This is a genomic window from Pseudomonas sp. NPDC089406 (genome assembly GCF_044900265.1).
GTDB classification, from domain to species: Bacteria; Pseudomonadota; Gammaproteobacteria; order Pseudomonadales; family Pseudomonadaceae; genus Aquipseudomonas; species Aquipseudomonas fakonensis.
The window spans coordinates 14,301-26,640 of the sequence record NZ_JBJDNC010000034.1 but is presented as its reverse complement, the minus strand read 5'-3'; the positions used below and the strand labels follow the sequence as shown (position 1 = coordinate 26,640).

Genomic DNA, 12,340 nt, shown 5'->3' with positions numbered 1-12,340 from the left:
CATGACCGCGCCAGAACCCGCCCCAGCCCACACCCGTGGCATCACGCTGCAAATCCTCTCCATCGTCTTCTATACCTTCATCGCCTTCCTCTGCATCGGCCTGCCGATCGCGGTGCTGCCCGGCCACGTGCATGACCAGCTCGGTTACGGCGCGGTGATCGCCGGCCTGACCATCGGCCTGCAATACCTCGCCACCCTGCTCAGCCGGCCCTTTGCCGGGCGCGTGGCCGACACCCTTGGCGGCAAGCGGGCGATCCGCTACGGGTTGTTTGGCATTGCCGGCTGCGGCGTGCTCACCCTGCTGTCGGCCTGGACCCTGCCCCTGCCCTGGCTGAGCCTGCTGTTGCTGCTGGGCGGGCGCCTGCTGCTGGGCATCGCCCAGGGCCTGATCGGCGTGGCCACGCTGAGCTGGGGCATCAGCCAGGTGGGCCCGGAGCACACCGCGCGGGTGATCTCGTGGAACGGCATTGCTTCTTACGGTGCCATCGCCATCGGCGCCCCGGTGGGCGTGCTGCTGGTGGATGCGGTGCACTTCGTGGTGCTGGGCCCGGCGCTGCTGCTGCTGGCCCTGCTCGCCCTGCTGGCGCTGCGCACGCGACCCGACGTGGTGGTGGTGCGCGGCGAACGGCTGGCGTTCTGGTCGGCGTTCGGCCGGGTGGCGCCGTGCGGGCTGGGGCTGACCCTGGCCTCCATCGGCTACGGCACCCTGACCACCTTCGTCACCCTGTATTACCTGGAACGCGGCTGGAGCGGCGCGGCCCTGTGCCTGAGCGCCTTCGGCGTGTGCTTTATCGTCTCGCGGCTGTTGTTCGTCAACGCGGTCAACCGCTTTGGCGGCTACAACGTGGCCATCGCCTGCATGGCCACCGAGGTGCTGGGGCTGACCTTGCTGTGGCTGGCGCCCTCGCCGCTGTGGGCAATGGTCGGTGCCGGGCTCACCGGCTTCGGCCTGTCGCTGGTGTACCCGGCGCTGGGGGTCGAGGCCATCCGCCAGGTGCCCAGCAGCAGCCGTGGCGCCGGGCTTGGCGCGTACGCGGTGTTCTTCGACCTGGCGCTGGCGATTGCCGGCCCGCTGATGGGCGCGGTGGCGGTGCACCTGGGCTATGCCTCGATCTTTGCCGTGGCGGCCCTGCTGGCGCTGTCAGGGGTGGGGCTGACGCTACTGCTCGCCCGTCGCCGCTGAGCGCTCGGCCGGCTCCGGCGCGCCCAGCGCCTGGCTGAAGAACGCGGTGGTTTCGCTGCGCAGCGAGCGGTGGATGATGCGCCGGTCGACGCCATCGGCATCCTTGCACAGCGCCGGCATGCGCAGGTGCTGCTCGTCGTCGCACGGGGCCATGAACACGAAGTGCCCGGCGCCGGACAACAGCCGGTAGTCCGGGGTCACCGGCAGCTTGCGCGCCAGGGCATCGGCGTTGTGCTCAAGGGCCAGCAACTGGTCATGGTCGCCACTGTAGATAAGCGCCGGCACCTGCACCCCGGCCAGGGCGTGGCGGCCGAACATCAGGCTCAGCGGCGCCATCAGCATCACCGCCCCCACCCGCGGGTCGGCCCGGGGCGTAAGCTCGCTGTGGTCGGCAATCAGCACGCCGTGGGTCTTGCAGGCGTCGGCATCGTCCGGGCGCTCTTCGCAGTAGCGGCGCAAACGGTCCAGGTCTGGCTGCGCGCCCGACAAGATCAACGCCGTCTCGCCCCCGGCGGAATAACCGATCACCCCCACCTTGCCATCGTTCAGGTACGGAGCCAGCAGCGCGTCATCTCGCGCTGCGGTGATCGCCGCGCTGATCTGCAACGGCCGGCCATACAGGTTGCTGAGGGTGCCCAGGCGGCTGTGGTCGCGGCTGTTGTCACCAGGGTGCACCACCGCCACCACCACAAAACCCTGGCGCGCCAGGCCGTTGGCCAGGTCATGCAGGGCCATGGGGCTGCCGGTGTTGCCGTGGGAGATCACCAGCAGCGGGAACTGCCCAAGGGCCACCGGGCCCTCTTCGGCAACGCGGGTCTGGTATCCCTCGATACGCAGCGGGTGCGCCTCGCCGCTGGAGGGGTAGAACACCAGCGCCTGCATGGGTTTTGCGTCTACCGGGTCGGTCAGGGTCAGGCGGTGAAGGCCGGCCGACCACGACGCCGCCTCGGCGTTGGCCAGCAGGCCGCCGAACAGCAGCAGGGCAAAGAGGTTTTGCAGTCGGTTCATGGGAGGGGCTCCCCCACTTGGGCGCAGGTATGTCTGAGCTTAGAACCGCAGGTGCAGGCACTGCATGAAAAAAGCATGAAAAAAAGCCGACTGGCGCATGGCGACAGCCGGCTTTTTTACAACTGCGGGATCAGGCAGCAGTGAACAGCTCGTCGGCGATCTGCGCCTGGGCGGCGTCGATGGCCTTGGCGCGGTGCTCAGGGCCGTAGGCCAGGCCGTGGGCGCGGACGATTTCCAGGTCGGTGATACCGATAAAGCCCAGGAACACCTTGAGGAAGTCCTCATGGCCAACGCCAGTCGGCTGGCCGTGGTGCAGGCCACCGGCGGTGGACACCAGCACCACCTTCTTGTCAGCGCACAGGCCTTCCGGGCCGGCCTCGGTGTAGCGGAAGGTCTTGCCGGCCACGGCCACGCGGTCGATCCAGGCCTTGAGCTGGGTGGGCACGGTGAAGTTGTACATCGGCGCACCGATCACCACCGCGTCGGCGGCCAGGAACTCTTCCAGGGTTTCGGCGCTGAGCTTGGCTTCGTGGGCCTGGGCGGCATCGCGCATTTCTTCCGGGGTACCGGCAGCCACCAGGGTGGCGGCGGAGAAGTGGCTGATGGCGTCGGCGGCCAGGTCGCGGTAGATCACTTCGATGCTCGGGTCGGCGGCCTTCCAGGCTTGGACCACTTCGCGGCTCAGCTGACGGGAGGCGGAATTGTCGCCGAGGATGCTCGAATCGATGTGCAACAGTTTCATGGGACTCTCCTGTGTTTTGAAGACCGCGGCGTTGAGCGATCACGATGGGGAGAATCCTACCGGCACAGCGAATGGCTGATAAGCAGGCAAAAATGCGTTAGTTTGTCCCACTGATGGAACAATGAGCCGCCGCCGATGCAAGACCTCAACGACCTGTTCTACTTCGCCCGCGTAGTCGAGGCCGGTGGTTTCGCCGCCGCCGGCCGCCAGCTGGGTATCCCCAAGTCGCGCCTGTCGCGGCGCATCGCCGAGCTGGAGGAGCGCCTGGGCACCCGCCTGCTGCAGCGCACCACCCGCCAGCTCAAGCTCACCGCCGTGGGCGAGCGCTACCTGCACCACTGCCAGGCCATGCTGCTGGAGGCCGAGATGGCCGACGAGGTGGTGGCCAGCATGTCCAGCGAGCCGCGCGGGCGCCTGCGGGTGTCGTGCCCGGTGGCGCTGGCCCACGCCTTTTTGCCCGAGGTGATCAGCCGCTTTCTGGCCCAGTACCCGCTGGTGCAACTGGACATGGTGCTGCTCAACCGGCGGGTCGACCTGATTTCCGAAGGTATCGACGTCGGCCTGCGGGTGCGCGACCTGGGCGACGAAGACCCGACCCTGGTCACCCGCCGCCTGCGCCAGGCACAGATGCAACTGGTGGCGGCGCCCGGCTTTGCCGACCACATCCGCGAGCCGGCCGAGCTGGCCGGGCTGCCGGTGCTGGGCGCGGCCGAGGCTGACCGGCTGGTGCACTTTCGCCTGCACGGCCCAAATGGCCGTGAAGAGCACATAGCCCTGGAGCCGCGTCTGGCCATCGACGACTTTGTCGTGCGCAACGCTGCGGTGCGCGCAGGCCTTGGCTTTACCGCCCTGCCGGCGATGTTCTGCGAAGAAGAGCTGGCCCGTGGCGAGCTGGTGCGGCTGCTGCCGGACTGGTCGCTGCCCGGCGGCTACCTGCAGGCGGTGTACCCGCACCGGCGTGGCTTGCTGCCGGCAGTGCGGGTATGGATCGATCACCTGGCGGCTTCGTTCGAGGCCTGTGGAGAAAAGTATGTCTGAAAAACCGATGAGCGAAGCCCAGGTGGCGGCCTTCTGCCTGGCCCTGCCGGGCGCGCGGGAAGACTACAAGTGGGGCGGCATCCGGGTGTTCTCGGTGGCCGGCAACAAGATGTTCGCAGTCATGGACCTGGCCGGCGCGGGGCTGTCGTTCAAGGTGGCCGACGAGCTGTTTCTGGGTTATTGCGACCGCCCCGGGGTGCGCCCGGCGCCGTACCTGGCGCGGGCCAAGTGGGTGAGCATGGCGCTGCCCTACCCCATGGGCCGCGCGGAGTTGACCGACCTGCTCAAGCGCTCGCACCAGTTGGTGGTGCGAAGGCTGCCCAAGCGAACCCAGGTGGGCCTGCTGCTGGATTGAGGCTTCGCTCCTGCGTGGGGGGCGCAATGGCACAACCACGATTTGCCACACATACTCAATGGCACCCCACCGCCAGCGGTACACACCATGAACCGCCCCCTGCTCGCCCTTTTGCTGCTGTGCACCAGCGCGCTGGCCGCCGACAGCTGGAACCTGGCCTACGACCGCGAAGGCATCAAGGTTTACCTCAGCGCCGCACCTGGCTCGGCGTACCAGCAGTTTCGCGGTGTCAGCACCATGAAGGCCAGCGTACGCACCCTCACCGACCTGCAGGAGAACCTGCGGGTGGCCTGCAAGTGGCTGTACGCCTGCCAGCAGATGCGCCTGCTGGAGGTGGACGGCGACACCACCTGGATCTACCTGACCACCGACCTGCCCTGGCCGACGCTGCCGCGGGACATGGTGCTCAAGGTCAGCACCGAGCGCCTGGACGACGGCACCCTGGTGCGCCACCTGAGCGCCGACCCCGGCAAGCTGCCCGAAGAAAAGGGCCTGATACGGGTGCAGCACCTGAGTGGCGAATGGATCATGAAGCCCCTGGGGGAGCGTGAAACCGAGGTCACCTACCAATTGCAGGCCGACCCTGCCGGTGACGTGCCCGGCTGGCTGGCCAACCGTTTCGTGGTGGACGCCCCGGTGGTGACCCTGCGTACCCTGCGGGCGGTGGCTGAGCGCCAGCCCTGAAGTGCAGATTTGTTTTGACGCGGCTTCTGTAGGTGCAACTGCCTTGTGCTGGCAGTGCCGGCCTCATCGCCGGCAAGCCGGCTCCTACAGGTACAGCGTAGGCTTGAAGCTTATGCGCTACCTGTAGGAGCGGCCTTGTGCCGCGAAAGGGCCGCATAGCGGCCCCGGCGATTGTGCATGAAGTCGATGCCCAGGGGCCGCTGCGCAGCCCTCTCGCGACACAAGGCCGCTCCTACAGAGGACGCGGCGCACCGGCAGAATCGGTGTACAAACCGATACACAACCCCCACCCCGCCGACACACTGCAGATACCCCGCCCCCGCACACTCCCGGCCTACCACCACGCACTCCGGGAATCACACCAATGAAAGCCTTGCCCACCGGCTGGAAGCTGTTCTTCAGCCTCGCCGCCCTGACCTTGCTGATGACCGCCGCAGTACTGGCCGCCTACCCGGCGGGCAGCGCCGATGCCCTGCGCAGCGCCATCCGTGCCACCGCGCGCAGTTCGTTCGCGCTGTTCTTGCTGACCTTCCTCGCCTCGGCCCTGGTCACCCTGCTGCCGGGTGCCCTCAGCCGCCAGCTGCTGCGCGAGCGGCGCTACCTGGGCCTGGCCTTTGCCTTTTCGCACACGGTGCACGGGGTGCTGATCTACCGGTATGCCCAAGGCTTCCCCGAGCTGTTCTGGGCCGGGCGCACCGCCGTGGCCAATATCCCGGGCTCGGTGGGTTACCTGTTCATCCTGCTGCTGGCACTGACCTCGTTCAAAACCCCGGCGCGCCTGCTTGGCCCACGCCTTTGGAAGGGCCTGCACAGCACCGGCATCTGGGTGCTGGCCGGGGTGTTCTGCCTGTCGTTCTACAAGCGCATCCCCATGGGCGGCTGGTACCCGCTGGCCTTCGCCCTGATGTTCGCCGCCATCGTGCTCAAACTCATCGCCAAGCAGGCACGCCGCCTGCGCGGCGCTACACCCTCACCTGCCCACTGACCGCAAGGAGCCGCTCATGCTGACGCAAACCCTCACCCGCCCTTTCACCACCCTCGACCGTTTTGGCAGTTGGGGCGCCGACCTGCCGCTGCGGCTGTTCCTGGCCTGGGAGTTTTTCGAATCGGGGCTGGAAAAATTCAACGGCGCCAACTGGTTCGCCGACCTGCAGGGCAACTTCCCGTTCCCGTTCAACCTGCTGCCGGCGGGGCTTAACTGGCAGTTGTCGATGTGGGCCGAACTGATCTGCCCGCTGCTGCTGGTGCTGGGGCTGGGCACGCGCCTGGCGTCGCTGGTGCTGATGGTGGTGACCGTGGTGGCGATCGCGGCCGTGCACTGGCCGGCCGAGTGGTCGAGCCTGGCGGAGCTGGCCCGCGGTTATTCGATCAGTGACCAGGGGTATGGCAACTACAAGCTGCCGTTGATCTATCTGGTGGCGTTGCTGCCACTGCTGTTGAAGGGGGCTGGGCGATTGAGTGTGGATCACTGGTTCAAGCACCGCTGATGGCCCTATCGCCGGCAAGCCGGCTCCTACAGGGGTATACGTTGACCTGTAGGAGCCGGCTTGCCGGCGATGAAGCTCACGCGGTCTCCAGCTCTTCCTCACGCCGGTGCGCCCACTGGTACAACGCCGGCAGCACCAGCAAGGTCAGCGCCGTCGACGACAGGATGCCGCCGATCACCACCGTCGCCAGCGGCCGCTGCACTTCGGCGCCGGTGCCGGTGGCCAGGGCCATGGGGATGAACCCGAGCGAAGCCACCAACGCAGTCATCAACACCGGCCGCAAGCGGGTCAGCGCGCCCTCCTGCACCGCTGCGCGCAGGCCACGGCCTTCCTCACGCAGGTTGCGGATGAAGGCAATCATCACCAGGCCATTGAGCACCGCCACCCCCGACAGGGCGATAAAGCCCACCCCGGCAGAAATCGACAGCGGAATATCCCGCAACCACAGCGCCAGCACGCCACCGGTCAGGGCGAACGGAATGCCGGTGAACACCAGCAGGCCATCCTTGAGGTTGTTGAACATCATCAGCAGCAACGCCATCACCAGCAGCAGCGACACCGGCACCACCACCCGCAGCCGCTCGGCCGCCGACTGCAACTGCTCGAACTGGCCGCCCCAACGGGTCCAGTAGCCGGGCGGCACCGGCACCTGGTCGATCAGCGCCTGCGAGGCTTCCTCGACGAACGAGCCCAGGTCACGCCCGCGCACGTTGGCGCTGACCACCACCACGCGCTTGCCGTCCTCACGGCTGATCTGGTTGGGCCCCAGTTGCAGGTTCAACGTGGCCACCTGGCCCAGCGGGATGAAGCCGATCTGCCCGGCGCCATTGGCGGCGCTGGCCGGCACCGGAATCAGCAGGCCGGACAACCCGTCCACATCGGTACGCAACTGCTCTGGCAAACGCACCACCATGTCGAATCGGCGATCACCTTCGTACAGGGTGCCGGCGCTGCGCCCACCCACGGCGATGGCGATGGCGTCCTGCACGTCGCCCACGTTCAGGCCGTAGCGGGCAGCCTTGTCGCGGTCGATATCGATGGTCAGCACCGGCAGGCCGGTGGTTTGCTCGGCCTTCACCTCGGACGCCCCCGGCACCTGCTGCAGGCGCGCGGCAATTTGCGCGGCAGTACGGTTGAGCACCTGCATGTCATCGCCGAACACCTTCACCGCCACATCGCTGCGCACCCCGGAAATCAGCTCGTTGAAGCGCAGCTGGATCGGCTGCGACAGCTCGTAGTTGCTGCCCGGCACCCCGGCGGCGGCACGCTGCACCTCGGCGATCAGCGCCTCGCGCGGCTTGCCCGGGTCTTGCCACTGCTCGCGTGGCTTGAGCATCACGTAGGCGTCGGAGATGTTCGGCGGCATCGGGTCGGAGGCGATCTCGGCGGTACCGGTGCGGGCGAATACCCGCTGTACTTCCGGCACCTGCTCGATGATGGCTTTTTCCAGGCGCTGCTGCATGTCCACCGACTGCGACAGGCTGGTGCCCGGCACCCGCAATGCCTGCAGGGCGAAGTCGCCTTCGCTCAGGCTTGGGATGAACTCGCTGCCCATGCGGCTGGCCAGCACGCCCGACAGCAGTACCACTGCGGCGGCGCCGGCAAAGGCCAGGTTGCGCTTGCCCAGCACCCACTCCAGCACCGGCGCATAGCGGCGGCGCGCGGTACGCATCACCACGCCCTCCTCTTCCTTGACCTTGCCGGTGACGAACAGCGCGATGGCCGCCGGCACGAAGGTCACCGACAGGATCATCGCCCCCAGCAGCGCCAGCACCACGGTGAAGGCCATGGGGTGGAACATCTTGCCCTCCACACCGGTCAGGGCAAAGATCGGCAGGTACACCACCATGATGATCAGTTGCCCGTATATCAGTGGCCGGCGCGCCTCACGGGCGGCGGCGAACACCTCGTGAAAGCGCTCGCTGCGGGTCAGCATGCGCCCGTGGTGCTGTTGGGCGTGGGCCAGGCGGCGGATGGCGTTCTCGACGATCACCACCGCACCATCGACGATGATGCCGAAGTCCAGCGCCCCCAGGCTCATCAGGTTGGCGCTGACCTTGTTGCTGAACATGCCGGTGAAGGTGAACAGCATCGACAGCGGGATCACCATGGCGGTGATCAGCGCCGCGCGGATATTGCCGAGGAACAGAAACAACACGGCGATGACCAGGATCGCGCCTTCGATGAGGTTCTTCTTAACCGTGGCGATGGCCTTTTCCACCAGGTTGGTGCGGTCGTACACGGTCACCGCCACCACACCCTCAGGCAGGCTGCGGTTGATCTCGTCAAGCTTGGCCGCCACCGCTTGCGACACGCTGCGGCTGTTTTCGCCGATCAGCATGAACACCGTGCCCAGCACCACTTCACGGCCATTCTCGGTGGCAGCACCGGAGCGCAGCTCTTCACCCAGGCCCACCTGGGCCACGTGGCTGACGCGGATCGGCGTGCCGTCAACGCTTGCGATAACGACGTTGGCGATGTCCTCGGCCGAGGCCACCTGCCCCGGGGCGCGAATCAGCAGTTGCTCGCCGTTGCGCTCGATGTAGCCGGCGCCGACGTTGGCGTTGTTGCGCTCCAGCGCTGCGATCAAATCGTTGAGGGTCAGCTTGTAAGCCGCCAGGCGCTTGGGCTCCGGCGCAATCAGGTACTGCTTGGCATGGCCACCGATGCTGTTGACCTCGGCCACCCCCGGCACATTGCGCAGCTGCGGCTTGATGATCCAGTCCTGGATCACCCGCAGGTCGGTGGGGGTATAGGGCGTGCCGTCTTCCTTCAGCGCACCGCCCTTGGCCTCCACCGTCCACAGGAAAATCTCCCCCAGCCCGGTGGAAATCGGCCCCAGGGCCGCCTCGATGCCCTCGGGCAGTTGCTCGCGGGCCACCTGCAGGCGCTCGTTGACCAACTGGCGGGCGAAGAAGATATCCGTGCCATCGGCAAAGATCACCGTCACCTGCGACAACCCCGAGCGCGACAGCGAGCGGGTTTGCTTGAGGCCCGGCAGGCCGGCCATGGCGGTTTCGATGGCGTAGGTGATGCGCTGTTCGGTTTCCAGCGGCGAATAGCCAGGGGCTGCGGTGTTGATCTGCACCTGCACGTTGGTGATGTCGGGCACCGCGTCGATGGGCAGTTTCTGGTAGCTGTGGATGCCCACGGCGGCCATCAGCACCACGGCGAGCATCACCACCAGGCGCTGCTCGATGGCGAACTGGATCAGGCGTTCGAACATGTCAGGCGTCCCCACTCAATGGCTGTGTTCGGCCGAGCCTTTGCCCAGCTCGGACTTGAGGACGAAGCTGCCAGCTGCGGCGACCACGGTGCCGGCGGCAAGGCCTTCGCGAATTTCCACCTGGCCGGCATCGCGTCGGCCCGGGGTCACCGGGCGGGCCTCGAAGCCCTCCTCGGTGCGGGCGAACACCACGGTCTTGTCCTCCCAGGTTTGCAACGCCACCTCGGGCACCACCACGGCGGCGTCGAAACGCTCGACAGTGACCGCAATGTTGACGAACAGCCCCGGGCGCCAGGCGCCGTTGGGGTTGGCCAGGGTGGCGCGCACCGTAGCGGCGCGGTTCTGCTCGCCCAGCAGGCTGCCAACGTAGTTGACCTTGCCCTGCACCTGGGCCCCCAGGTCCGGGGCGCTGACGGTGACGTCGCGGCCGCTGACCACCTTGTCCAGGTCGCGCGGGGCCACGGCGAAGGTGGCCCAGACCCGGCTCAGGTCAGACAAGGTGAAGGCATTGCTGGCCTCGCCCACCACCTCGCCCACGGTCAGGTGCTTCTCCACCACCACGGCGTCGAACGGCGCGCGCAGCTCGAAGCGGTTGCCGCGCCCGGCCGGGGCCACGGCGGCGACCTTCTGCCCGGCGTTGGCGGCGGCGATCTCGGCCTCCTGCAGGGCCTGGCGCGCTTGCAGGTAGTCCTGCTGGGCGCTGATGCGCTCCTGCCACAGCTGCTGTTCCCGCTCGAAAGTCAGGCGCGCCAGCTCCAGCCGGCGCTGGGCAGCCTGCTGTTCGCTGCGCAGCTCGGAGATCTGCTGGCTGGCGATCACCGCCAGCACCTGGCCGCGCTTCACCGCCTGGCCCAGCTCGGCATGCACCGCCTCGACCACGCCCGGAACGCGCGGCACCACATGGGCGGTACGGTCCTCGTCGAAACGGATCTCGCCGGGGAAGCTGATGGCGCTGCCCAGGGCCTGCGGGCCGGCGGTGGCCAGTTGCACGCCGGCGGCCTGAATCTGTTCGGCGCTCAGGTGCAGTTGGCCTTCGTCATCATCATGAGCTTCGGCTTTTTCATCACCATGGCCATGGCCCTCTTCACTGTGGCTTTCTTCACCATGGTCGTCGTGCTGGGCCTGGCTGCTGGTCTGGCCCAGGGTGCCGGTCCAGGCCAGGCCGCCAAGGCCGAGGGCGGCCAGGGCTGCGGCGAGAATCGCGAGTTTGCGGGGGGTGGTCATGGGGGCTCCTGCTGGAAAATTCGTTAGGTGCAATTCGGGCCCCATCGCGGGGCAAGCCCGCTCCCACGCAGCTGAAAGCTGCGCCCGCGGGAGCGATGGGGCGGGCTCAGAGTTCGCCGTAGATGCGTTCCACCTGCGCCCGCGCATCGGTGGCCTGGGCCAGGGCATCGAGGTACAGGCCCCGCGCCTCGATCAGCGTGCGCTGGGCATCGAGCACATCGAGAAAGGCGAACTTGCCCATCTCGAAGCCGCGGGTGGCGGTGTCCACCGCCTGTTGCGCCGAGGGCAGGATGGTGCGGTCGTAGGCCTGCACCTCGCCCATGGCAGTGGCCCACTGTTCGACGGCGCTGCGGGTGTCGCTGCGCAGGCGCAGTTCCACGGCATTGCGCAGGTCACGCGCCTGGTCGGCGCGGCGCGCAGCGGCCAGCACGTTGCCCTGGTTGCGGTCGAACAGCGGCAGCGGCATCGACAGCCCGACCACGTTGACCCGCTCGCGGTCCTCGCGGCTGTACTGGCTGCCCAGGCTGACGGTGAGGTTGGGGATGCGCTGGGCCTTTTCCGAACCCAGGCTGGCCTCGCCGCGCTGTACTTGCGCAGCCGCCAGGCGCCAGTCGGCGGTCTGCTCGAGCTTGGCCAACAACTGCTCGGCCTGCGGCGCCTGGCCGGGTGACAGGGTGGCGGCATCGAGCCGCTCGAAGCGGGTATCGGCGCTGCCGGTCAGCCGCGCCAGTGCCTGCCATGCCACGGCGCGCCCGGTTTGCGCGCGGCGCACTGCAGCCTGGGCCTGGGCCAGTTGCACCTGGGCGCGGGTCGCCTCCACCGGCGACGACTGGCCGGCCTTGACCCGGCCCTCGACCACCCGCACACCACGCTCGGTCAGGGTTTGCGATTGCTGCGCCAGCTCCAGCGCGGTCTGTGCGCGCAAGGCCGCGTGGTAGGCCTGCACCACATCGGCGCGCAGGCCGTTGCGCTGGCGCTCAAGTTCCAGTTGCGCCAGCGCCTGACCGGCCTCGGCAACCTCGATGCGCGCACCGCGCTTGCCGCCGAGCTCCAGCGCCTGGCTGAGGATGACCGTGGTGGTGCTGGTGCTGCGCCGGGTGTCTTCCACCTCCCAGGACAGCTCAGGGTTGGGCAGCAACCCGGCCTGGCGCCGCTCGCCTTCGGCCACGCCGACTTCCCGGCCGACGGCGGCCAGCTCCGGGTTGTTGGCGTAGGCGGCGTCCAGGGCCTGGGCCAGGCTCAGGCCGTCGGCGGCGGCAGGGCCGGCCAGCAGCAGGCAGAGCCAGGCGACATTGCGGGGGATGGGCACGGCGGAAGTCCTCGTCGGCAAGCGGCGGAATGCGTTGGCGAGGGACTCTAGGGAGGGGTGGTTATCGGGGGGGTGGCGGGCAGA

At 67.9% G+C, this 12,340-nt stretch carries 11 protein-coding genes; 6 read left to right on the top strand and 5 right to left on the bottom strand.

Features of this window, described 5'->3' with window-relative positions; genetic code table 11:
* Position 1: 1 nt before the first annotated feature.
* Positions 2 to 1,183 (top strand): MFS transporter, encoded by a 1,182-nt coding sequence (locus ACI2KK_RS21675; protein WP_404670527.1) that lies wholly within the window; start codon positions 2 to 4, stop codon positions 1,181 to 1,183.
* Here the strand turns inward: ACI2KK_RS21675 and ACI2KK_RS21670 are convergent.
* Together ACI2KK_RS21670 and ACI2KK_RS21665 are read right to left on the bottom strand one after the other, a co-directional pair.
* A complete protein-coding gene (locus tag ACI2KK_RS21670; RefSeq protein ID WP_404670526.1) occupies positions 1,160 to 2,191 on the bottom strand; it encodes an alpha/beta hydrolase family protein in 1,032 nt (343 codons plus the stop codon). The two genes, ACI2KK_RS21675 and ACI2KK_RS21670, sit on opposite strands and share 24 nt — an antisense overlap.
* Positions 2,192 to 2,321: 130 nt before the next feature.
* Positions 2,322 to 2,933, bottom strand: a complete 612-nt coding sequence (locus ACI2KK_RS21665) for an FMN-dependent NADH-azoreductase (RefSeq protein WP_404670525.1) — start codon at positions 2,931 to 2,933, stop codon at positions 2,322 to 2,324.
* Between the two features lie 135 nt (positions 2,934 to 3,068).
* Between ACI2KK_RS21665 and ACI2KK_RS21660 the strand changes: the two genes are divergently transcribed.
* The 5 genes from ACI2KK_RS21660 to ACI2KK_RS21640 all read left to right on the top strand — a co-directional run bounded on the left by ACI2KK_RS21660 (position 3,069) and on the right by ACI2KK_RS21640 (position 6,497).
* Complete coding sequence (locus tag ACI2KK_RS21660; RefSeq protein ID WP_404670524.1) at positions 3,069 to 3,971, top strand: LysR substrate-binding domain-containing protein; 903 nt, start codon at positions 3,069 to 3,071, stop codon at positions 3,969 to 3,971.
* Entirely contained in the window at positions 3,964 to 4,326 is a 363-nt protein-coding gene (locus ACI2KK_RS21655; RefSeq protein WP_217884794.1) for an MmcQ/YjbR family DNA-binding protein, read from the top strand. The genes ACI2KK_RS21660 and ACI2KK_RS21655 overlap by 8 nt, the downstream gene beginning before the upstream one ends.
* Before the next feature lie 87 nt (positions 4,327 to 4,413).
* The gene (locus ACI2KK_RS21650) at positions 4,414 to 5,010 is read left to right on the top strand and encodes an START domain-containing protein (RefSeq protein ID WP_404670523.1); all 597 of its coding nucleotides are present in this window, start codon (positions 4,414 to 4,416) and stop codon (positions 5,008 to 5,010) included.
* A 364-nt stretch (positions 5,011 to 5,374) separates the two neighbouring features.
* Positions 5,375 to 5,995: a ferric reductase-like transmembrane domain-containing protein gene (locus tag ACI2KK_RS21645; RefSeq protein ID WP_404670522.1), complete on the top strand. Its 621-nt coding sequence runs from the start codon at positions 5,375 to 5,377 to the stop codon at positions 5,993 to 5,995.
* Positions 5,996 to 6,011: 16 nt separating this feature from the next.
* Positions 6,012 to 6,497, top strand: coding sequence for a DoxX family protein (locus ACI2KK_RS21640; RefSeq protein ID WP_404670521.1), 486 nt, complete (start codon positions 6,012 to 6,014; stop codon positions 6,495 to 6,497).
* A gap of 76 nt (positions 6,498 to 6,573) precedes the next feature.
* Here ACI2KK_RS21640 and ACI2KK_RS21635 read toward each other — a convergent pair whose 3' ends face one another.
* The 3 genes from ACI2KK_RS21635 to ACI2KK_RS21625 form a co-directional block, all read right to left on the bottom strand.
* Positions 6,574 to 9,723 (bottom strand): CusA/CzcA family heavy metal efflux RND transporter, encoded by a 3,150-nt coding sequence (locus ACI2KK_RS21635; RefSeq protein ID WP_404670520.1) that lies wholly within the window; start codon positions 9,721 to 9,723, stop codon positions 6,574 to 6,576.
* 15 nt (positions 9,724 to 9,738) lie between these two features.
* The gene (locus ACI2KK_RS21630; RefSeq protein WP_404670519.1) at positions 9,739 to 10,947 is read right to left on the bottom strand and encodes an efflux RND transporter periplasmic adaptor subunit; all 1,209 of its coding nucleotides are present in this window, start codon (positions 10,945 to 10,947) and stop codon (positions 9,739 to 9,741) included.
* Positions 10,948 to 11,053: 106 nt separating this feature from the next.
* Positions 11,054 to 12,256 carry a TolC family protein gene (locus ACI2KK_RS21625; protein WP_404670518.1) on the bottom strand — a complete coding sequence of 401 codons (1,203 nt, stop codon included), beginning with the start codon at positions 12,254 to 12,256 and terminating at the stop codon, positions 11,054 to 11,056.
* Between the last annotated feature and the right edge of the window lie 84 nt (positions 12,257 to 12,340).